We start from the raw sequence: 22,345 nt of genomic DNA on the forward strand, positions 1-22,345 counted from the left end.
GCGCGCCGGCACCGCGGCCGGCGGGCGGCCAGGCTTACTTCGCGACGATGTCGCGCTTGAAGTACTTCTGCGACAGCGCACTCAGCGTGCCGTCCTTCTTCAGCGCGTCGAGCGCGCCGACGATCTTCGCCTGCAGCGCCTTGTCGCCCTTGCGCATCCCGAAGCCGGTGCCTTCGCCGAGCGTCGCGGGATCCTTCAGCGCGTCGCCGACGATCTGGTAGTCGCGGCCGGCCGGCTTGTCGAGGAAACCGTCCTGCGCGGTCTGCGCTTCCTGCACGGCCGCGTCGAGACGTCCGGCGACGAGATCGGCATAGATCTGGTCCTGGTCCTGATACGACACGACTGCCACGCCCGCATTCGCCCAGTGCGCCTTGAGGAAATCCTCCTGCGACGAGCCCTGCAGCACGCCGACGTGCTTGCCGCGCAGGCTCGCGGCATCGGGCCGCAGCGGCGAGCCGCGGTGCGCGACCATCACGATCGGCACCACGTAGATCGCCGGCGTGAAGTCGATGCTCTGCTTGCGCTTCGCGGTGATGTTCATCGCCGAATTGATCGCGTCGAACTTGCGCGCCTGCAGCGCCGGGATCAGCCCGTCGAACGCATTCTCGACCCACACGCACTTCATGTTCAGCTTCGCGCACACCGCGTTGCCGATGTCGACGTCGAAACCCTGCAGCTGGCCGGCCGGCGTCTTGCTCTCGAACGGCGGATACGCTGCTTCGATCCCGAAGCGCAGCGTGGTCTGTTCCGCGTGGGCCGAGACGGCCGCGCACGCAAGCGCCGCGACGGCGCAGAGGGAAAGCTTCCAGTTCATGACGGATGTCCTTCGATTCCGGATTGAGGCGATGAAGACCGGTCATCGTGCGACGGCACGCCGGTCCGCACGCAAAATATAGACTCTTAGTCTACTATAGACTATAGGGGATACGATAATCGCAAGCGCGATGCAGTGATCGAATCGCCTCCGCCCATGCGCAACACCATTGATTTATCGACATTTTTACCGTTCCGCATAGCGCGCCTCGGTCTTGAAAAGAAAAACTCGCCAGAATTCTATTGTCTATATTAGACTTTTAGTCCACCACGAACACCGCCGGACACGCTATTTCGAGACTGTCCTGTCCGGCCCCGACCGGAGAAGTCCCATGACGCAACCCGCCCCGACCCTGCCGCTGGTCGTCGACGAAGCCGCGGTGCGCGCGGCGCTGCCGTCGCTCGACGTGCTCGGCACGCTGCGCCGCATGTTCGCGTCGCTCGCGTCGGCCCGCGCGGTGCAGCCGCCGCAGACCCTCACGCTGTTCCCCGAGCAGGCCGGCGATTTCATCACGTATCTCGGCGCGCTCGCCGACGAGCAGGTGTTCGGCGCGAAGCTGTCTCCGTACGTCGTGACGGGCGGCAAACCCGACGGGAAACCGATCGTCACCGCATGGACGGCGCTGATGTCGATGCGCACCGGCCAGCCGCTGATGTGGTGCGACGCGGGGCTGCTGACGGTCGAGCGCACGGCCGGCACGACAGCGCTCGCGGTCGACTGCCTCGCACCGCGCGACGCGCGCCGGCTCGCCGTGATCGGCACGGGCGCGGTCGGCCTCGCGCATCTGCGCCACACCGCGGCGTTGCGCGACTGGGCATCGATCAGCGTTCATTCGCCCGCGCTCGCCGGCGACCCGACGCTACAGGCGACGCTTGCGCGGATCGATCCGCGGGCCCGTGCAGCCGCCAGCGTCGAGGCGTGCGTGCGCGACGCGGACGTCGTGATGCTGTGCACGTCGTCGGGCACGCCGGTGCTCGCGGACGGCATGCTCACGCGCCCCGCGCTCGTCACGTCGATCAGCACCAACGTCGCGCGCGCGCACGAGATCCCGCCCGCGTGGTTGCCCGACATGGACGTGTACTGCGACTACCGGCACACGACGCCCGCGAGCGCGGGCGAGATGCAGATCGCGGCGGCCGGGCACGGCTGGACGCCCGAGCGGATCGTCGGCGACCTGCCCGCGCTCGTCGCCGGCACGTGCGCGGCGCCGTCGCGCACGCGTCATGCGTTCTTCCGCTCGATCGGCCTCGGGCTCGAGGACATCGCGATCGCGCACGCGCTGTACACGCATCTGACGCGCGCATGAGCAGCACGCGCGCGCGGGGCCGATACAATGGCGCAACCGCCGCGGCGGCAGCGCGCGGGCGCACGGACCAGCCGGTCGACGGCACGCCGGCGCGCCGTGCCGACGCACCGCCCGGCCCCCGCTCACCCGAGATGGCGATTCCGATGCGCAAGAAGCAATCCCCCGTCAAAGACCTGCTGCTCACCCGCTATGCACCGATCGCCGACGGCATCGCGGCGCTGTTCTTCCCGTATGCGGAAGTCGTGATCCACGACCTGCACGACCAGACCGTGCTGTATCTCGCGAACAACCTGTCGAAGCGCGAGGTCGGCGACGACTCCGCGCTCGAGGAAATCGATCATTCGGCGCGCGAGCGTGTGATCGGTCCGTACGAAAAGCTGAACTGGGACGGCCGGCGGATGCGTTGCGTGAGCAACGTGCTGTTCGACGACGAAGGCCGCCCGGCCGGGATGATGTGCATCAACTTCAACATCGCGGTGTTCGACGACGTCCGCGCGACGCTCGACGTCTTCATCAAGGGCGCGGGCATCGTCGCGCAACCGGACGAGCTGTTCCGCGACGACTGGCAGGAGCGTATCAACACGTTCCTGCATGGCTGGCTGCGCGAGCGGCAGGTCGGCTTGAACGGGCTCACGCGCGAGCACCGGCGCGAACTCGTCGAAGCGCTGTACGCGGAAGGCGCGTTCCGTGGCAAGAGCGCCGCGAACTACGTCGCGAACGTGCTCGGGATGGGGCGCGCGACCGTCTACAAGCACCTGAAGCATCTGAAGGAAACGCAGGGCGACGCGTAAGCGGCGCGTGCGGCGAGCGGCGGCGCCGGGCATGCCGTCATCGCCATCGACAATCGCTACCGGTACACACCATGCGTGTCTACGCTTCGTGAAGCGTCCGGGCCGGCCCGTTCCACCCGGGCGAGACGCCGACGAAGCACCGAAGCACCGAAGCACCGAAGCACCGAAGCACCGAAGCACCGAAGCACAAAATGATATAGTCCCGGTTACATTTATTTGCCGTCCCGGACCGCCCATGACGACCACCCCTGCCCCGACTGCCCGCCCGACCCTGACCGTCGAAATCTGGTCCGACCTGATCTGCCCATGGTGCTGGATCGGCAAGCGCCGCTTCGACGAGGCGCTCGCCGCGTTTGCGCACGCCGAGCACGTCGACGTCGCGCTGCGCGCGTACCGGCTGATGCCGGGCCAGCCGGTCGAACCGGTCGAGGCGATGCTCGCCGGCAAGTACCGGATGTCGCCCGCGCAGGTCGACCAGATGCTGCGCCAGGTGACCGATGCGGCCGCGAGTGTCGGGCTCCGCTACGACCTGCCCGGCACGTTCGTCGGCGACACGCTCGACGGTCACCGGCTCGTGAAGCTCGCGGAAACGACCGGCCGTGCGCATGCGCTGACCGAGCGGCTGTACCGCGCGTATTTCTGCGAGCACGGCTCGCTGTTCGACCACGCGGCGCTGATCGACTTCGCGGTCGAAGCGGGGCTCGAGCGCTCGGCCGTCGAAGCCGTGCTGCGCAGCGACGCATACCGTGACGAAGTCGAGGCCGACATCGCGCACGCGGCGCAGATCGGCGGACGCGGCGTGCCGCTGTTCGTGTTCGGCGGCCGTTATGCGGTATCGGGCGCGCAGCCGACCGAGGTGTTCGCGCAGGCACTCGAGCAGGCGTGGCACGATAGCGCCATCGTCGAATTCGCCGGCGACGCCGCCGCATGCGGCCCCGACGGCTGCGAACTGCCGCCGCGCGGATAACCTCCCGGCGCCGCGCGACGCGCGCCGCCGCTACGCGTCGCTCCTGCCATAAACCGGCAGGAAGCGCGCGCGAATGACGTCTACAATGCAGCCTTTCAAATAACTATCAGAGAGAAGGCGGCCAGCCCATGACCCACGGGATCCACGGCGAGAAGCGCTGGTATGCGCTGATCGTCCTCTGCCTCGGCGTGCTGATGATCGTGCTCGACAGCACGATCGTCAACGTTGCGCTGCCGTCGATCAGCACCGACCTCCATTTCACCGAGACGGCCCTCGTGTGGGTCGTCAACGCATACCTGTTGACGTTCGGCGGCTGCCTGCTGCTCGGCGGCCGGCTCGGCGACCTGTACGGCCAGCGGCGCATGTTCCTCGCCGGCCTCGTCGTGTTCACGCTCGCATCGCTCGCCTGCGGCCTCGCGCAGTCGCAGACGATGCTGATCGCCGCGCGCGCCGTGCAGGGCTTCGGCGGCGCGATCGTGTCGGCCGTGTCGCTGTCGCTGATCATGAACCTCTTCACCGAACCGGGCGAACGGGCGCGCGCGATGGGCGTCTACGGCTTCGTCTGCGCGGGCGGCGGCAGCATCGGCGTGCTGCTCGGCGGGCTCTTGACGAGCACGCTGTCGTGGCACTGGATCTTCCTCGTCAACCTGCCGATCGGCTTCGCGGTCTACGCGATGTGCGTCGCGCTGCTGCCGCGCATGCGCGCGCCGGCCGGCGCCGCGCGGCTCGACATCGCGGGCGCGATCACCGTGACCGCGTCGCTGATGCTCGCGGTCTACGGGATCGTCGGCGGCAACGAGGCCGGCTGGCTGTCGACGCAGACCGTCGTGCTGATCGGCGCGGCCGTCGTGCTGCTCGCGCTGTTCATCGCGATCGAGGCGCGCGTCGCGCATCCGCTGATGCCGCTCACGCTGTTCGCCGCGCGCAACGTCGCGCTCGCGAACGTGATCGGCGTGCTGTGGGCGGCGGCCATGTTCGCGTGGTTTTTCCTGTCCGCGCTCTACATGCAGCGCGCGCTCGGCTACGGGCCGCTGCAGGTCGGGCTCGCGTTCCTGCCGGCGAACCTGATCATGGCCGCGTTCTCGCTCGGGCTGTCGGCGCGGATCGTGATGCGCTTCGGAATCCGCGGCCCGATCGCGGCCGGCCTGCTCGTCGCGGCCTGCGGCCTCGCGCTGTTCTCGCGCGCGCCGGCGGACGGCAGCTTCGTCTGGCACGTGCTGCCGGGCATGACGCTGCTCGGCATCGGCGCCGGCGTCGCGTTCAATCCGGTGCTGCTCGCCGCGATGAGCGACGTCGACCCGGCCGATTCGGGGCTCGCGTCAGGCATCGTCAACACCGCATTCATGATGGGCGGCGCACTCGGCCTCGCCGTGCTCGCGAGCCTTGCGGCCGCCCGCACCGATGCGCTCGCGGCCGCGCACGCCGCGCCGCTCGACGCGCTGAACGGCGGCTACCACGCGGCCTTCGCGGTCGGTGCGGCGTTCGCCGCCGCCGCCGCGCTGATCGGCCTTGCGCTGCGCATCCGGCCGCAGAACGGCGTCGAAGGCGTCGGCCCCGCGATGCACTGACCGTCGGCAGGCGGCGCCGGTCGCCGGCATCGCACCGGGGCGCGCACTGTCGCGCCCTTTTTTGCGCACGCCGGGGCGCGGCACGCATTCCCGATTCATCATACCTTTCGGGCCGATCGCGTAATCGGCCCCGCCGTCGATCGAACGCCCGTTTCACGCCCCGCCCGCCGCCCGCCGCACGGGCCTTCGCAGCCGATTTTTAACGCAGTCGTACATCCACCCGCCACATTTGCGACAATGGCGGACTTTGACGCGCGCGCAGCGGCCGCGCGCCGCCGCCGAACGCCGCATAACCGCCTGCTTCCGATGTCGCTTCCCCATATCGATCTGCTGTACTCCCTGTCCGGCCTGTTCGTCGGCATCCTCGTCGGCCTGACGGGCGTCGGCGGCGGTTCGCTGATGACACCGATCCTCGTGCTGCTGTTCGGCGTCCACCCCGCGACAGCGGTCGGCACCGACTTGCTGTACGCGGCCGCGACCAAGGCGACCGGCACGCTCGTCCACGGCCTGAAGGGGTCGATCGACTGGCGTATCACGGGCCGGCTCGCGGCCGGCAGCGTCCCGGCCGCGGCGCTCACGCTGTGGTGGCTGCACACGCACGGGATGAACACGCCGGGCACCGCGCGCATGATCCAGCTCGTGCTCGGCATCGCGCTGCTGCTCACGTCGCTTGCGCTGATCTTCCGTCCGCAATTGACCGCGTTCGCCGCGCGCAACCCGCTCGCGCCGAGCCCTGCGCGCACGCTGTGGTCGACCGTGCTGACGGGCGCCGTGCTCGGCGTGCTCGTGTCGATGACGTCGGTCGGCGCCGGCGCGATCGGCGTCACCGTGCTGCTGCTGCTGTACCCGACGCTCGCGACCACGCGCATCGTCGGCTCCGACATCGCGCACGCGGTGCCGCTCACGCTCGTCGCGGGCATGGGCCACTGGCTGCTCGGCTCGGTCGACTGGTCGATGCTGCTGTCGCTGCTGCTCGGCTCGCTGCCCGGCATCGTTATCGGCAGCCTGCTGTCGGCGCGCGCGCCCGAGCGGCTGCTACGCAACCTGCTCGCCGCGACGCTCGTCGCGGTCGGCGTGCGGCTCGTGCTCGCGTAGGCGCCGCCGCCGGGCGCCTCCTTCAGCCGCCGGCATCGCCATGCGCTGAAAAAAACAGCCCGACCGGCCTGCGCCGATCGGGCTGTCGTCCATCCGGGGTCTCGCGAACCCGCACCGCCCGGCGCAAGGCCGGACCGTGCGGGCCGCAACGCGATGCTTACTGCCCCTGCTGCTTCAACTGTTGCTGCTTGAGCTGCTGCGTGCGCGCCTGCAGCTTCAGCACGCGCTGCAGTGCGGTGCGGTTCGCGAGGATGCCGTCGTAGAAGTTGGCGAGATCGCCCTTCAGCGCGGTCCGCGACGCGTCGTTCAGGTAGATCATGTGGCCCGACGGGTAGTTCTTGATCGTCAGGTTCTGCGCCTTGAGCGTCGGATCGAGCGCCATCTGCGCGAGCGTCAGCTCGGTCTGGTGGAACGGCGTGACCGCATCGAAATAACCGTTCGCCGACAGCACCTTCAGGTCCGGGTTCACGCTCATCGTCGCCGCCAGGTCGCCGGCCGTGTACAGCGTATTGCCGCCGCCCTTGTTCGCGCCGGTCGGGTCCGTGTGGCTGAAGTCCCAGTTGTTGAACACCTGGTCGTTCAGGTCCACGAACGACGACGTCGACGTGTACTTGAGGTCGGTGTTGATGTAGCTGTTCCACAGCACCGTGTACGCGCCGCCGACGTTCGTGATCGACGGATCGTTGCTGCCCGAGTTCGGCAGGATGTACGGCGCGATGCCCTTGCCCGTGAAGTTCGCGCGACCGTCGTACTGGCCGATCTGCGTGCCCGGCACGAGCGTCAGGAAGAACGTGTACGGCGGGTTGTCGTCCGACGACGGCACGTTGCCGAGCGCGGCCGGGTTGCCGAACGTCTGGATCAGCGACGTCGGATCCGTGCCGATGTACGAGCCCATCTGCTGCGCGGTCTGCAGGTTCAGGTTAAGCCGCACGTTCACGAAGCCGCCGTCCTGCGGATTCGGCTTCTGCGCGAGCGGCGCGAGCGTGTTGTCCGCATAGTTGCGGGCCTGCACCATGTACGCGTCGAGATCGGTCGGCGTCGGATTGAGCGTCGTCTTCTTCCAGTAGAACGCGTCGGCCGCGAGCGTCGGGAAGGTGCCCGGCGCGGACAGCGCGTTCGCGTAGTCGAGAATCGACGATTGCAGCGTGATCCCGTTCAGGTCGATGCCGTCCTCGTGCAGCACCCACGATACGACCGCGCTGCGCGCCGTGCCGTACGACTCGCCATACAGGAACTTCGGCGAGTTCCAGCGCGAGTACTTGGTCAGGTAGCGCTGGATGAAGCGATCGATCGAGTGCGCGTCCTGGTCAGTGCCCCAGAAGTCCTTGTTCTTCGCCGGGGCGATCGCCGCCGAGTAGCCGGTGCCGACCGGGTTGATGAACACGAGGTCGGTGCGGTCGAGCAGGCTGTCCGGGTTGTCGAGCAGCTTGTACGGGGCCGGCGGCGTGAAGTTCGGGAACGACGACTGCAGGCGCTTCGGCCCATACGAGCCAAGCAGCAGGTAGACCGACGACGAGCCGGGGCCGCCGTTGTAGAAGAACGTGACCGGGCGCGGCTTCGACGGGTCCAGGTTGTCCTGCGTGTACGCGACGTAGAACATCTTCGCGTTCGGCGCCGACGTGACCGGATCGATCGTGGTCAGGTGGCCCGTGGTGGCCGTGTACTGAACGGTCTTGCCGCCGATTGTGACCTGGCGGTGCACGACCGCGGCCCCTTCAGTCGAATCCGTGACCGCGTCGTTCGGCCCGGTGCCGTATACGTCGTTGTCGACGTACGGCTGGTCGGCCGGGACGGCGGCCGTTGCATTGGCGGTGGCCGCGGTGCTGCCGTTCGACGTCGTCGCGGCCGCCGCGGTGGCGGCGGTCGGGCCGGACCCGTCGTCGCCGCCGCACCCCGTGACGAGCAGCGCCGCAACAGCGGCTGCGGCGAGCGGCACGCTCAGTGTCGTTCCAAATAGCGCGAAACCGTCTTTCAAGGACTTCAGTGTCGTCATTATTGCCTCTCGAACAGAACGATAAATACCGCCGGTCGCAAAGGATCATTTGCGCCGGCGCTCCGCACCGGGAGCGCATTCGTTTTGCGATGCACTCCGAGTTTTTTACCGGATCGGCGAATACCGACCGGCACGATTTACCCCACCCATATTCCTCGACCGCACAATGGAATCAATTCCATTGCAAACGACGATTCAATAATGCTCGGCAATGCGAATTCCGCCCTGTCATCCGCATGCGCCAGAAACAGCAAGCAAAAGCATTCCCCGTGAAGCCCGCCAGAAAAGGCGCCTTCGCTTCCAAGAGACGAACGCCCCCCTCGGCGAAATTCCGATCAATCGCAAAACGGCGACCAATCGCAGCTCGAGCCGATTTAATAAAATCGAAAGGATCGATTAACTATACGGAAAGGAATATTGTCTTTGCGGTAATTTATTAAATTAAGTGAAAATATCGGCGCATAATAGATTCCGGGTTTTACGTCGTAAAGTAATAATTTGTTACAGCGCGTGCCATTCCGATAAAGGCCAGTGCGGGACCGATTCCAGGTGCCGAAAAGAAAAAAGCCGGACGACTGTCCGGCTTCCGTATCGCGGCGCGGCGGCGCCGTCAGAGCGGCACGTCGATCGCGCCAGCGCCGGTCGTGATCGTGTTCGCGCCGGGGGACGCCGAGATCGGCGGCAGGTTCGCGCTCGTCAACGCCGGCGCGGCGCCCGGCGTGCCGCCGCGCGGCACCGTGCGGATCACCTGCGACGGCGGCAGCGCGGCACCGCTCTTCAGGTGCCGCCACATCAGGTTCAGCGCCTGCAGGTTGTAGTAGTGGACCGGCACGAAGCGCGTGTCGAAGCCCGCGACGGGCAGGAACGCATCGAAGTGCTGTCCGTTCGTCACCTCGTAGAACACGAGCTGGCTGCGGCCGCCTTCGCTGATGCCGTTCTGCGCGACGTATGCACGCGACGCGTGATTCACGGGCACGAGCGCGTCGCTGCGGCCCTGCACGATGATCGCGGGCTTGCCCTGCAGGTTCGCGTTCACGCGCACTGCGTCGACGTTCGCCGGCATGTCGAGCATCCCGTTGGTCCACAGCTGCCGCAGGCACAGCGCGCCCGCGAAACTCGCGTCGGGCGTCGCGAGCCGGTGGTCGACACCCGCGCCGGTGTTGAACACGAGACTGACGCCGGCGGTCGGCGGTACGCCGTTGCCGAGACCGAACACGGCCGGCATCGGCGACGTAGCGGGCGGCGCGACCGCGCCCGTCGCCGCGCTGGTGGTCGCGAAGCTGAAATTGCACAGATTGTCGGTCGCGCGCGAGCGCGTGTACGCGTTCGCATAGGTGACCGCGATCGCCGGAATCGCCTGCGAATCCCACATCGGCGCCTGCAGCAGGTCGGAATCGGCGAGATAGCCGGCCGCATGCAGTTGCGCGAGCGCGTCGGCGGCCTGGCTTTGCGTATCGGCGCCCGACACGAGCCCCGCCGCGGCGAGCGTCGCGCAGCGCTGCGTGCGGATCGACTGCGTGGTGGCGGCCGGCAGCGCGCTCAGGTACGGCGCGCCCGCGAGCGACGCTGATGCGGCCGCGCACGGCTCCAGCAGGTTCGCGAGCGTCGCGTAGTCGGCCAGCGGCCGGCCGAACGACGGCACCGGCTGGCCGCCCTCGCGCACGACCGCGTTCGGCGCCATCCGCACGTTGACCTGCGGCTCGCCGACCACGACCGCGGTGATCCAGCGACGCGTGTCCTGCTCGGCCGCCGCGAGCGCCGCGCCGCCGCCGTTGCTGACGGACGCGGCGATCGTCGTGATGTCGCCCGGGCGGTAGCGCACGCCGTGATGCGAGCTGTCGAGCAGCGGCCCGAACTGCTCGTTGAGCGCCCAGTACGCGAATTCGACCGACTGCAGCGTCACATGCCCCCAGTCCTGCTCGGGATTCTGCTGCGAATGCGCGTGCTTGAACGCGTAGCGGTTCGGGAAGCGGCTGTTGAAGGCGGCCAGGTCGCCGCTCGTCACGTTGGCGGTAAAGAGACTGGCGTTGCCGGCGAGCACGGCGTCGGCGAGCGTGCCGTCGATCAGCGTGATCGTGTCGGAGCCGAGTTCGTGCGCGCCGTTGCCGCCGCCCTTGTCGTTGTATGCGACCGCGCAGCCGCGCTTGAGGCCCCACTCGCCGGCCGCCGAAATCGCGCCGTACACGCCGCGCGAACCGGACGACGTCGCCGTGACGATGCACGGCTGCGCGGGATCGAAACCCGCGGGCACCTGCACGAGCAGCGTCACGTTCTTGCGGCCGCTGCCGTCGTCGGAATACGCGAGATATTCGGTGCCGGGGATCTTGCCTTCGCCGAGCGTGTCGTTGCCGTCGAGATCGACGTTCGGCCCCCAGAAACGGCCGTAGCCGCCATTGGCGCTCATGTCGACGAGCGCGCGGTAGTTCGACCAGATCGCGACCCGGCGCAGCTCGGCGCTCGTCGGCCGGGACGGATTCGCGAACGCGGGCGCGGTGGCGGCGGCGAGCCCGGTCTTGCCGAGGCCGGCCGTCAGCAGATCGTCGCTCGTGCCGTCATAGGCGGTCGTGCGCACGCTGCCGGACACGAAACCCGGCAACCGGTTGCGCTCGCCCGAATCGTCACCGTTGCAGGCACCGAGCATCGCGACCGCGACCAGCGCCGCGCCCAAGAGAATCCGACTGCCCCACCCGTGCGTCGTCATTGCCGTCCTCTCGATATCGTTATCGGTCCGCCGCTGCGTCGTGCGCGGCTCACGGCCTCTGAAGAACGCGGGGCCGTCCAGCGCTTTCCGTCCCGAAGGAAGTCCCTTGGGGATACCCGTTCGGGGGGGGGCCTGGCGCAAAGCGGCAGGCCCGAGGCATTCTAAAGCGCAAACGGGCCCCGGTGCGCCGGGGCCCGCCGCAAGCGGGCGCGCGGCGCTGGCGCGCCGCCGCCCGGCATCATTGCTGCTGAACCGTCAGCTTGTTCGTGACCGACGTCACGCCCTGCACGCTCTTCGCTGCCTCTTCCGCCTTGTCGATCTGTGCCTGGTCGGGCACCGTGCCCTCCAGCGAGATCGCGCCGCCCTTCGAGCGCACGACGAGGTTCGCCACGTCGATGCCGCCTGCCTTCGTAATTGCCTTGCGCACCGCGTAGCCGAGCTTGCGGTTCGCCTTCTTCGCGGTCTTGGCCGCGGCCTTCGGCGAGCTCGCTGCCGCAGCCGGCGCCTCGGTTGCCGCCGCATCGCTCGACTGCGCATATACGCTGCCCGACAGACAGGCAGCCACGGCCGCAACACCCAACGCTCTCAACACGATCGACTTCATGCTATCTCCTTATGACTTCGGAACGGCCGCGCACAGTACGGCCGGATACCCCCAAAGGCAGCCGGCCCGCGCGCGAACGGGCGGGACGGCCGATGATTTCCACGGCGATGCGAGAGAGGCGACACGGGCCGGCGACCGGCGCACGCGAATGCGGGCCGGCCGGGCCGGACAGCCGCCGGCCGGACGCGCCCGGTCTCATTGCGTGCCGGGTCGCGCGCGAATCGGTCGCGGCTGCGACGCACAATGTAATCCAGCGCCCGCCGAAGCGCAAAGCTTTTGACGCGCGAGCCCCCGGCGGCCGCAGGCTCGCGCGCCCGAGTCCGCCGCCGCGCCACGGGGCCGGACTCGCGCATGCCGGGCGAAACCGGGTACCATCGCCGCCAGAACCTGCATCGCGTACATCGTCCGTGACGCGCGTCACCGACGCGTCACGCCCGTGTCATCCGTCGACTCCATGAAGCCAGCCAGCCCTCGCCCGCCCCGCCGCATCCTCGCCCGCTTCGTCGCGGTGTCGTGGCGCGACCTCGCGCTGTCGATCGGCCCCACCGTGCTGCTCGCGGTCGCGGCGGTCTGGCTCGCGGTCAAGCTGATCCAGCCGGCGCCGCCGTCCACGCTCGTGATTTCGTCCGGCCCGCCCGGCAGCACCTACTGGAACGCCGCGCAGAAATACAAGGCGATCCTCGCGAAGAACGGCGTCACGCTCGACGTCCAGTCATCCGAAGGATCCGCGCAGAACCTCGCGCGGCTGTCGAACCCGAACGCGCCGGTCGACGTCGGCTTCGTGCAGAGCGGCATCGGCCCGAAGGAGCGCGACGAGCACCTGGTATCGCTCGGCAGCATCGGCTACGTGCCGCTCGCGATCATGTACCGCGGCCCGGTGGTCGCGCGCCTGTCCGACTTCAAGGGCAAGCGGCTCGCGCTCGGCGCCGAAGGCAGCGGCGCGCGCGAATTGAGCCTCGCGCTGCTGAAGATGAACGGCATCGTGCCGGGCGGCTCGACCGAGCTGCTGCCGACGGCCGGCGAGGACGCGGCAACCGCGCTGCTCGACGGCAGGATCGACGCCGCATTCCTGTCCGGCGACTCGACGCAGATCCCGGTCATGGCGAAACTGTTCCGCGCCCCCGGCGTGCACGTGTACTCGTTCACGCAGGCCGAGGCGTATGCGCGGCGCTTCCCGTACCTGACCGCGATCACGCTGCCGATGGGCGTCTACGATCTCGGCCGCAACCTGCCGCCCGCCGACATCCATACGGTCGCGCCGACGATCGAGCTGGTCGCGCGCGACTCGCTGCACCCCGCGTTGTCCGACCTGCTGATCGAGGCCGCGCGCGAGGTGCACGGCCACGCGACAATCCTGCAGCACGCGGGCGAATTCCCGTCGGCCGTCACGCGCGGCTTCCCGCTGTCCGACGACGCGGCGCGCTATTACAAGTCGGGCAAGACCTTCCTGTACCGGCGGCTGCCGTTCTGGGTCGCGAGTCTCGTCGACCGGCTGCTGGTCGTGGTGGTGCCGCTGATCGTCGTGCTGATCCCCGGGCTGCGGCTGGTGCCGTCGCTGTACGGCTGGCGCGTGCGTTCGCGCATCTACCGCTGGTACGGCGCGCTGATCGCGCTCGAGCGCCGCGCGCTCGGCGAGCATACGGCCGAGGAGCGCGTCCATCTGCTCGACGAGCTCGACGACATCGAGGAAGCCGTGAACCGGATGAAGATGCCGCTCGCGTATGCGGGGCAGTTCTACGTGCTGCGCGAACACATCGGCTTCGTGCGCGAGCGGCTCACCGCGCACGACCACGACGCCGCGTCCGGCACGTCGGGCACACCCGGCGCCGGCGGCCTCGCGGCGGCGCGCGGCGGCGCGGCCGCGTCGCCGGCCGGCGAGCCCCCTCGGGCGACTCCCGGTTCCGCATGAGCGGCCGATCCACGATCATTGCTGCATCCGCGCGGCTGCATCCGCGCGCCGCCGCTTAACATGAAGGCCGCCGCGAGGCGCACACGCCCCATTCTCTGGAGATCGCCATGACAACCGGCCTCGACACTGCCCAACCCGCCTGGTTCTTCGACTTCGTGTCGCCGTTCTCCTACCTGCTGCTCGAACAGCACGACAAGTGGCCGGACGTGCCGTTCGATCCCGTCGCCGTGTCGCTGCCCGACCTGCAGCGCCACTGGGGACAGCGCCCGAGCGCCGACGTGCCGGCCAAGCGCATGTTCACGTACCGCCATGCGCTGTTTCGCGCCGAACAGCTCGGCATCCGCTTCAAGATGCCGCCCGCGCATCCGTTCGACACCGACAAGGTGCTGCGCCTCGCGATCGCGCTGCGCGCCGACATCGCGACCGTGCTCGAAATGTTCCGCTTCATCTGGCACGACGGCAACGATCCGTCGACGCCGGACGGGTTCGCCGCGCTGTGCGAGCGCGTCGGCGTCGGGCACGGCGACGAGCTGATCGAATTCGAGGAAACGAGCGCGCAGTTGCGCCGCAACACCGACGACGCGATCGCGCTCGGCGTGTTCGGCGTGCCGACGTTCTGGATGAACCAGCAGCTGTTCTGGGGCGAGGACGCGCTGCCAATGGTGCTGTACTGCGCGCGCACGCCGAACTGGCTCGAATCGCGCGAGGTCAAGCGGATCAGCACGCTGCCGAAGGGGCGCGCGTGATGGCCGGTATCACGCACCGCGACACGTGGCTGCGGTAAGGTTACGCTTCTCCCGAATCACCGCGCACCGATGGAAGACGACGACCGTACCGCCTCGCTCGATATCTGGCTCGTGCGCGTATTGCGCACGCTGCTGCTCGAGCGCAGCGTCACGCAGACCGCACTGCGGCTGAACCAGACCCAGCCCGCGATCAGCACCGCGCTCCGCAAGCTGCGCGAGACGCTGAACGACCCGATTCTCGTGCGCGGCAAGTCCGGGATGGTGCCGACCGAGTACGGCGCGTCGCTGCTCGGCGCGGCGTCGCGCGCGCTGCGCGAGGTCGACTTCATCGCGACGCCGCACGGCGACTTCGACCCGTCGTCGGCGCGGCGCACGTTCCGCGTCGCCGCGCCCGACTACCTGAACGATTTCTTCATGCCGACGCTGATCGAACGCTTTCGCGACGCGGCGCCGCATGCACATCTGGAAATCGACTCGCTGAATCCCGCGCTCGATCACGCGGAGGCACTCGAATCGGGCGCGCTCGATCTCGTGATCGGCAACTGGCCGAAGCCCGACCCGCGGTTCGCGCGCCAGGACCTGTTCTCCGACACGATCGTGTGCCTGATGCGCGATGCGCATCCGCTCGCCCGTGCACCGCTGACGCGCGAAGCGTACGCGTCGGCCGCGCACGTCGCGCCGACGCCCTACACCGGCGACAAGCGCAACGCGATCGAGATCGGCCTCGCACGCGCGCGCCTCACGCGGCGGATCGTGACGACGCTGCCGTATTTCGGGATCGTGCCGCAGGTGCTGCTGCAGTCGGACCTGATCTTCACGACGACGCGCCGCTTCGCGACGCACTATGCGCAGCTGCTGCCGCTCGTCGTCGTCACGCCGCCCGTGCCGTTCCCGCGCATCAAGAGCTACCTGCTCACGCACCCGCACCCCGATCGCCCGACCGACATCGCGTGGCTGTGCGCGCTGATGCAGAGCGTGTCCGACGAGCTGACGGCCGCACGCGGCCGCAAGCGGTGACACCGCGCGGCACGGCCTGCGCGCGACGACGCAGCGCCGCCGCTCAGGCCGTGCAGAAGGTTTCCTGCAGATGCGTCCAGCGCACGATGCCTGCCGCGTCGCGCGCGAACACGGCGGTCGCGCGACGCGCGGGGAGTTCGCCCGATGCCGCATGCTGCGCTTCGAGATAGGTGAGCACCGCATGCGATGCGTCGGCCGCGAGCACGCGGATGTCCGACAGCGCGATGCGCAGCCCCGGCTTCGCGCCGCCGAGCCTCGCGAACAGTGCACGCGTGCCGTCGCGGTCGAGCGCGCGGCCGTCGGTCATGATCATCGTGAAATCGGCGGAAAAAGGTGCGATCAGCGCCTCGAGCGCCGCGGGTGAAGTATCGGTGCCGGACAGCCAGCGCTCGATGTCGACGACGCTTGCATCGAGTGCGTCGAGATAGACCTGGGGATCGGACATGGTGCCTGCACGAAAAGACGCGCGGCCCGATGCCGCGCGATCCGTGCAGTGTAGGCAAAAACTGGCGGACGTGCGTCGGGCGTGCCGACCCGCGCCGTTACCGCGCGCAGCTCACGTCGTCGCGCACGCGCCCCGCCGCGGCCGCCTTCGCATCGGCCACCGGCATGCCCGAGCGGGCCTGCAGCAGTTCCGCGCAGACGGCCACCGCGATCGCGCCGGGCGCCTTGTCGACGATGCCCGCGATGCCGATCGGGCACACCATCTCCGCGAGCCGCGCCGGATCGACGCCGCGCGCCGCGAGCCGGCGCTCGAACTTCACGCGCTTGGTGCGCGAACCGATCATCCCGAAGTACGCGAAGTCGCGCCGCCGCATGATCTGCGCGGCGAGCGAGAAATCGAGCGCATGATTGTGCGTCATCACGAGAAAGTACGCGCCGGGCGGCGCCGCGTCGACGACGGCCTCCGGCGTGTCGGTCGACTCTGGCTGCACGTTCGGCGGACATTCGTCCGGGAACAGCTCGTCGCGCGTGTCGACCCACTGCACGACGCACGGCAGTGCGCCGAGCAGCGTGACGAGCGCATGACCGACGTGTCCCGCGCCGAACAGCACGACGTGCATCGGCGGCTGCGCCGCGCTCGCGCGGTTGCGCCGGCCGGTGCCCGGTGCGAACGTCCCGATCGAAGGCGCGTTGTCGCACGCGCCGTTGCAACCGGCGGCGGGCGCATGCGACGCGGCATGCAGCGAGCGCAGTGAGCCTGGGGGCCGGTTCATATCAGCCTGCCCGCGCGGCGCCCGCCGCGCGCACCGCATTCACCGCACGCAGGATCGACTCGCCGGTGGCCGGCGCGTCGAGCGGCGGATTCACCCGGTAGTCGCCGACCGCGGCAATCGCGTCGCGCACCGCGAAGAACACCGAGAACGGCAGCAGCAGCGGCGGCTCGCCGACGGCCTTCGACCGGTGGATGCTGTCCTCGACGTTGCGGTTCTGGAACAGCCGCACGTTGAACTCGGGCGGCGTGTCGTTGACGGTCGGAATCTTGTACGTGGACGGCGCGTGCGTCATCAGCTTGCCGCCCGCGTTCCACCACAGCTCCTCGGTCGTGAGCCAGCCCATCCCCTGGATGAATGCGCCTTCGACCTGGCCGATGTCGAGTGCCGGGTTCAGCGAAGCGCCCACGTCGTGCAACGCGTCGACGCGCAGCGTGCGCATCTCGCCCGTCAGCGTGTCGATCACGACTTCCGACACGGCCGCGCCGTACGAGTAGTAGTAGAACGGCCGGCCCTGCAGCTTCGACTGATCCCAGTGCAGCTTCGGCGTCGCGTAGAAACCGTCGGACCACAACTGCACACGTGCAAGGTAGGCCTTCGCGATCACTTCGCCGAACGGCACGCCGTGGCCGCCGACCCACACGACATCGTTGCCGAACTTCACGTCGGCCGCATCGATCTTGCCGTCGCCGAACTGCTTCGCCGCGAACGCCGCGAGGCGCTCGCGCAGCTGGCGCGCCGCATCCTGCGCGGCCTTGCCGTTCAGGTCGGAGCCTGTTGACGCGGCCGTCGCGGACGTGTTCGCGACCTTGCTCGTGTCGGTCGCCGTCACGCGGATCCGGCCGAAGCGGATACCAAGCTCGTGCGCGACCACTTGCGCGACCTTCGTGTTGAGCCCCTGCCCCATCTCCGTGCCGCCGTGGTTCACGAGCACCGAGCCGTCGGTGTAGATGTGCACCAGCGCGCCGGCCTGGTTGAAGTGCGTGACGTTGAACGCGATGCCGAACTTCGCCGGCGTGAGCGCGATGCCCTTCTTCAGCACCGCGTTGCGTGCGTTGAATTCGCGCACGCCCGCGCGCCGTGCGCGGTAGTCGCTCGTCGTTTCGAGTTCGCCGAGCAGTTCATGCAGCACGTTGTCCTCGACCGTCTGCCCGTAAGGCGTCACGTTGCGTTCGGTCTTGCCGTACAGGTTCGCGTAGCGCACGTCGAGCGGATCGCGGCCGAGCGTGCGCGCGACGTCGTCGAGGATGTATTCGATCGCGAACGCGCCCTGCGGACCGCCGAAGCCGCGGAACGCGGTGTTCGACTGCGTGTTGGTCTTGCCGCAGTAGCCGGCGATGTCGACGTCGCCGAGCCAGTACGCGTTGTCGAAGTGGCACACCGCGCGCGTCATCACCGGGCCCGACAGGTCCGCCGAGAAGCCGCAGCGCGACGTCATGTCCAGGGCGACGCCGTCGAGGCGGCCGTCGTCGTCGTAGCCGACGTCGAAGCGGTAATGGAAATCGTGCCGCTTACCGGTGATCATCATGTCGTCGTCGCGGTCCGGACGCAGCTTCACCGGGCACAGCAGCTTCCAGGCGGCGAGCGCCGCGCAGCACGCGAACAGGCCCGACTGCGATTCCTTGCCGCCGAACCCGCCGCCCATCCGGCGGCATTCGACCAGCACGTTGTGCGACGCGACGCCGAGCACGTGCGCGACGAGATGCTGCATCTCGCTCGGGTGCTGCGTCGAGCAGTACACGTGCATCCCGTCGTCGTCCTTCGGCACCGCGTAGGCGATCTGGCCTTCCAGGTAGAACTGCTCCTGGCCGCCGAGCAGCATCTCGCCCGACTCGCGATGCGGCGCGGCGGCGAGCCGCGCGGCCGCGTCGCCGCGCGCGAGCTTCAGCGGCGGGATCACGTAGGTTTCGGCCTTGCGCGCATCCTGCGCGGTCAGGATCGCGGGCAGCTCCTCGTAGTCGACCCGCGCGCGGCGCGCGGCGAGCCGCGCGATTTCGTGCGACGTCGCGACGACGATGAACATCGGCTGGCCGACGAACTGCACGATGCCCTTGGCGAGCACCGGGTCGTCGTGGATGATCGGGCCGCAATCGTTGACGCCGGGGATGTCGTCGGCCGTGAACACGGCGACCACGCCGGGCGTCGCGCGCACCGCGTCGAAGTTCATCGACACGATCTTCGCGTGCGGCTTCGCGGACAACCCGAGCGCCGCGTGCAGCGTGCCCGCGACGAGCGGGATGTCGTCGGTGTAGGTCGCGCGCCCGCTCACGTGCAGGTGGGCCGATTCGTGCGCGCGCGAGACGTGCACCTGCGCGGCGTCGGCCTGCGGGTCGAGGGTGTTCAGGAACGGTTCTGCTTGCTGGTTCATCTTCGGTGTTCTCCGTCTTCAGACGCGCGCCGCGACATCGGCAACGTCGGCGCCGGCTTCGGCGGCCACTTCACGCACATTCAGGGCTTGCGGCGGCAGCGGGTCGTGCGGACGCGTCTCCAGCCAGAATCGATACATCAGGTTCTTCGCGGTATCGAGGCGATACGCGCTCGTCGCACGCATGTCGGTGAGCGGCTGGTAGTCGCGCTCGAGCGCCTGCATCGCGGCCTGCGCGGTGGCTTCGTGCCATTGCGCGCCGTCGAGCAGGCTTTCCGTGTGCGTCGCGCGCTTCGGCGTCGCGGCCATCCCGCCGAACGCGATGCGCGGCTCGCGGATCAGCTCGCCGTCCGCGATGAACGCGAACGCCGCGCACACCGCCGAAATGTCGGAGTCGAACCGCTTCGACAGCTTGTACGTCCGGAACTGCAGCTTCGCGCGCGCGCCGGTGCGGGTCGGCACCTTCAGGCCGACGACGAATTCGTGCGGCGCCATGTCCTTTTGCTGATAGCCGGTGTAGAGCGCCTCGAGCGGCAGCTCGCGCACCGTGTCGCCGCCGCGCAGCACGACCCGCGCGCCGAGCGCGATCAGGCCCGGCATCGAGTCGCCGATCGGCGAACCGTTCGCGACGTTGCCGCCGATCGTCCCTGCGTTGCGGATCGGCAGCGACGCGAAGCGCTTCCACATTTCCGTCAGTTCCGGATACGTGTCGGCGAGCGCCGCATACCCGTTCTCGACCGTCACGCCCGCGCCGATCTCGATCCAGTCGTCGCCGCGCACGATGTTCTGCAGTTCGGCGATCTGGCCGACGTAGATCAGGTCGTCCAGACGGCGCATCTGCTTGGTGACCCACAGGCCGATGTCGGTGCTGCCGGCGAGGATCCGCGCAGCGGGACGCTCGGCTTTCAGCGCGGCCAGCGCGTCGAGCGTGCGCGGCGCCGCGAAGCGCGCGCCGTCGGCCGTCGTGTAGTCGAACGTGTCGTCGCGCTTGAGCGATGCGAGCGTACGGGCGAGCGTCGCCGTGTCGACCGGCGCGGTAGACGCCGGCGCACCTTCGCCGGTTGCGTCGAACATCTGCACGGCCGCGTCGACGATCGGGCGGTAGCCGGTGCAGCGGCACAGGTTGCCGGTCAGCGCATCGGCGATCTCGGTGCGCGTCGGCACGTCCTTCGCCTTTGCACACGCACTGCCGCAGCCTTCGTGGCCATGCTTCTCGTACAGCGCCCACATCGACATCACGAAACCGGGTGTGCAGAACCCGCATTGCGACCCGTGGCAATCGACCATCGCCTGCTGCACCGGGTGCAGCGAACCGTCAGGCTGGCGCAGGTCTTCCACCGTGAGCAGCGCCTTGCCGTCGAGCGTCGGCAGGAACTGGATGCAGGCGTTGACGGCCTTGAACGCGACGGTGCCCGCGTCGGTCAGCTCGCCGACGACGACCGTGCACGCGCCGCAGTCGCCTTCCGCGCAGCCTTCCTTGGTGCCGGTGCAGTGCGCGTCCTCGCGCAGGTATTGCAGCACGGTGCGGGTGACGTCCGCGCCGCTGACTTCGCGGACCGCGTGACGATGGTAGAAGCGGATCGGCTCACTCATGTCTCTATCGTTCTTCAAGTGGGGGCAAGGCGGCCTGCGCGGGGCGCTCGACCGACGTTTCTCTGACAGTTTGCACGCTATCACCATCAAATTCCTCAACCCATAGCCCATCACGCATGGGGCCCATATAACTGCCGCGATATGGGCACCGAGGCCGCACGGCGGGCGTCGGGCACCTTGCCCCATCTGGGTTCCAGGCCTGCCGGCACCGTTCCGTCAGCGATTCTTCGGCAACGGAAACGGGTCGCGATTAACTAAATGGTACCTGCATGAAAACCGGTTCCATGGGAAAATCCCGATTCCCTTTTTCGCCGTCTTCCGCCCGTTTCGCCCATTCGTTCCGACCCCATGTCAACCGATTCCGCCACACCGCCGCGCAGCGGGTTCGCGGTCACGCTGCAAATCGTGTCCGTCGTCTGCTTCACGTTCATCTGCTACCTGACCATCGGCCTGCCGCTCGCGGTGCTGCCGGGCTTCGTCCACGACGACCTCGGCTTTTCCGCCATCGTCGCGGGCGGCGCAATCAGCGTCCAGTATTTCGCGACCCTCGCGTCGCGCCCGCTCGCCGGGCGCTTCGCCGACACACTCGGGCCGAAGCAGACGGTGCTGCGCGGGCTGATCGGCTGCGGCGTGTCGGGCGTGCTGCTGCTCGTCGCGCTGCTGCTGGCCCACTGGCCGGTCGCGAGCCTCGTGCTGCTGGTCGCGAGCCGGCTCGTGCTCGGCGTCGGCGAGAGCCTGTGCGGCACCGGCGCGATCCTGTGGGGCATCGGGCGGGTCGGCGTCGCGCACAACGCGAAAGTGATTTCGTGGAACGGTATCGCGACCTACGGCGCACTCGCACTCGGCGCGCCCGTCGGCGTCGCGATCGCGCATACGTTGAATCCGGCGCTGATCGGCGTGATCGTGATCGCGCTCGCCGCGACCGGCTTCTACCTTGCACGCCTGATCGATTCCGTGCCGCTCGTGCACGGCGAACGGATGTCGTATGCGAGCGTGTTCACGCGCGTGCTGCCGCACGGCCTCGGTCTCGCGCTCGGCTCCGCCGGCTTCGGCTCGATCGCGACCTTCGTCACGCTGTACTACGCGGCGCGCCACTGGCCGAACGCCGCGCTGTCGCTGACCGTGTTCGGCACGCTGTTCATCGGCGCGCGCCTGCTGTTCGCGAACACGATCAAGACTTATGGCGGCTTCCGCGTCGCGATCGTGTCGTTCGCGTTCGAATGCTCGGGCCTCGTGCTGCTGTGGCTCGCGCCCGTGCCGCACGTCGCGCTCATCGGCGCGGCGCTGACCGGCTTCGGCTTCGCGCTGATCTTCCCGGCGCTCGGCGTCGAGGCCGTCGGGCTCGTGCCGCCGGCAAGCCGCGGCGCGGCGCTGTCCGCGTATTCGGTGTTCCTCGACCTCTCGCTCGGCATCACGGGCCCGCTCGCGGGCTATGTGGCTGGTGAGTTCGGCTATCCGCAGGTGTTCCTGTTCGCGGCGGTGGCCGCGGCGGCAGGCGTCGCGCTGTCGATGGTGCTGTATCAGCGGCAGGCGCGGGTCGCGGGGAGCGGCGCGGCGGCTTGAGCGAGCCGCTCGCCGGACGGCCAGGCGGCGGCTGCCCTGGCGCCCAAAGGAAAACGCCCGCATCGCGCGGGCGTTTTTTGTTTCCGGCGGCCGTCGCGA

The 22,345-nt window shown here is 68.8% G+C and carries 17 protein-coding genes; 9 read left to right on the forward strand and 8 right to left on the reverse strand.

The window, feature by feature from the left end; all coding sequences use genetic code 11:
- Positions 1-34 precede the first annotated feature (34 nt).
- Positions 35-814 carry an ABC transporter substrate-binding protein gene (locus DIE08_RS19595; RefSeq protein ID WP_059604546.1) on the reverse strand — a complete coding sequence of 260 codons (780 nt, stop codon included), beginning with the start codon at positions 812-814 and terminating at the stop codon, positions 35-37.
- A 331-nt stretch (positions 815-1,145) separates the two neighbouring features.
- Between DIE08_RS19595 and DIE08_RS19600 the strand changes: the two genes are divergently transcribed.
- The 5 genes from DIE08_RS19600 (at position 1,146) to DIE08_RS19625 (ending at position 6,541) form a co-directional block, all read left to right on the forward strand.
- Positions 1,146-2,120 (forward strand): ornithine cyclodeaminase family protein, encoded by a 975-nt coding sequence (locus DIE08_RS19600; RefSeq protein ID WP_124903094.1) that lies wholly within the window; start codon positions 1,146-1,148, stop codon positions 2,118-2,120.
- Positions 2,117-2,911 carry a transcriptional regulator gene (locus tag DIE08_RS19605; protein ID WP_059604541.1) on the forward strand — a complete coding sequence of 265 codons (795 nt, stop codon included), beginning with the start codon at positions 2,117-2,119 and terminating at the stop codon, positions 2,909-2,911. Before DIE08_RS19600 ends, DIE08_RS19605 begins: the two co-directional genes overlap by 4 nt.
- A 235-nt stretch (positions 2,912-3,146) precedes the next feature.
- Complete coding sequence (locus DIE08_RS19615; protein WP_124903154.1) at positions 3,147-3,878, forward strand: DsbA family oxidoreductase; 732 nt, start codon at positions 3,147-3,149, stop codon at positions 3,876-3,878.
- Positions 3,879-4,006: 128 nt separating this feature from the next.
- A complete protein-coding gene (locus DIE08_RS19620; protein WP_124903096.1) occupies positions 4,007-5,446 on the forward strand; it encodes a DHA2 family efflux MFS transporter permease subunit in 1,440 nt (479 codons plus the stop codon).
- Between the two features lie 306 nt (positions 5,447-5,752).
- Complete coding sequence (locus DIE08_RS19625; protein ID WP_124629565.1) at positions 5,753-6,541, forward strand: sulfite exporter TauE/SafE family protein; 789 nt, start codon at positions 5,753-5,755, stop codon at positions 6,539-6,541.
- A gap of 157 nt (positions 6,542-6,698) precedes the next feature.
- Here the strand turns inward: DIE08_RS19625 and DIE08_RS19630 are convergent, their stop codons facing one another.
- From DIE08_RS19630 to DIE08_RS19645, 3 genes are all read right to left on the reverse strand, one after another.
- On the reverse strand, positions 6,699-8,534 hold the full coding sequence (locus DIE08_RS19630; protein ID WP_124903098.1) for a S10 family peptidase: 1,836 nt from the start codon (positions 8,532-8,534) through the stop codon (positions 6,699-6,701).
- Between the two features lie 610 nt (positions 8,535-9,144).
- Positions 9,145-11,235, reverse strand: coding sequence for a D-(-)-3-hydroxybutyrate oligomer hydrolase (locus DIE08_RS19640; protein WP_124903100.1), 2,091 nt, complete (start codon positions 11,233-11,235; stop codon positions 9,145-9,147).
- A gap of 238 nt (positions 11,236-11,473) precedes the next feature.
- Positions 11,474-11,839, reverse strand: a complete 366-nt coding sequence (locus tag DIE08_RS19645; RefSeq protein WP_124629562.1) for a BON domain-containing protein — start codon at positions 11,837-11,839, stop codon at positions 11,474-11,476.
- 454 nt (positions 11,840-12,293) lie between these two features.
- Here DIE08_RS19645 and DIE08_RS19650 point away from each other — a divergent pair, with 454 nt between their 5' ends.
- The 3 genes from DIE08_RS19650 (at position 12,294) to DIE08_RS19660 (ending at position 15,511) form a co-directional block, all read left to right on the forward strand.
- Entirely contained in the window at positions 12,294-13,748 is a 1,455-nt protein-coding gene (locus DIE08_RS19650) for a TAXI family TRAP transporter solute-binding subunit (RefSeq protein ID WP_124903102.1), read from the forward strand.
- 107 nt (positions 13,749-13,855) lie between these two features.
- On the forward strand, positions 13,856-14,494 hold the full coding sequence (locus DIE08_RS19655) for a 2-hydroxychromene-2-carboxylate isomerase (protein ID WP_059604522.1): 639 nt from the start codon (positions 13,856-13,858) through the stop codon (positions 14,492-14,494).
- 69 nt (positions 14,495-14,563) lie between these two features.
- Positions 14,564-15,511: a LysR family transcriptional regulator gene (locus tag DIE08_RS19660; protein ID WP_059604519.1), complete on the forward strand. Its 948-nt coding sequence runs from the start codon at positions 14,564-14,566 to the stop codon at positions 15,509-15,511.
- 43 nt (positions 15,512-15,554) lie between these two features.
- On the opposite strand, the gene DIE08_RS19665 is transcribed toward DIE08_RS19660, so the two are convergent.
- From DIE08_RS19665 to xdhA, 4 genes are all read right to left on the reverse strand, one after another.
- On the reverse strand, positions 15,555-15,956 hold the full coding sequence (locus tag DIE08_RS19665; RefSeq protein WP_124903104.1) for a polyketide cyclase: 402 nt from the start codon (positions 15,954-15,956) through the stop codon (positions 15,555-15,557).
- A gap of 97 nt (positions 15,957-16,053) precedes the next feature.
- A complete protein-coding gene (xdhC, locus tag DIE08_RS19670) occupies positions 16,054-16,728 on the reverse strand; it encodes a xanthine dehydrogenase accessory protein XdhC (RefSeq protein WP_124903106.1) in 675 nt (224 codons plus the stop codon).
- Between the two features lies 1 nt (position 16,729).
- Positions 16,730-19,093 carry a xanthine dehydrogenase molybdopterin binding subunit gene (gene xdhB / locus DIE08_RS19675; protein ID WP_124903108.1) on the reverse strand — a complete coding sequence of 788 codons (2,364 nt, stop codon included), beginning with the start codon at positions 19,091-19,093 and terminating at the stop codon, positions 16,730-16,732.
- A gap of 18 nt (positions 19,094-19,111) precedes the next feature.
- Complete coding sequence (gene xdhA, locus DIE08_RS19680; protein ID WP_124903110.1) at positions 19,112-20,683, reverse strand: xanthine dehydrogenase small subunit; 1,572 nt, start codon at positions 20,681-20,683, stop codon at positions 19,112-19,114.
- Between the two features lie 348 nt (positions 20,684-21,031).
- Here xdhA and DIE08_RS19685 point away from each other — a divergent pair, with 348 nt between their 5' ends.
- A complete protein-coding gene (locus DIE08_RS19685) occupies positions 21,032-22,246 on the forward strand; it encodes an MFS transporter (RefSeq protein ID WP_124903112.1) in 1,215 nt (404 codons plus the stop codon).
- The last annotated feature ends 99 nt before the right edge of the window (positions 22,247-22,345 follow it).

Source organism: Burkholderia sp. Bp9004, from assembly GCF_003858025.1.
GTDB classification, from domain to species: Bacteria; Pseudomonadota; Gammaproteobacteria; order Burkholderiales; family Burkholderiaceae; genus Burkholderia; species Burkholderia diffusa.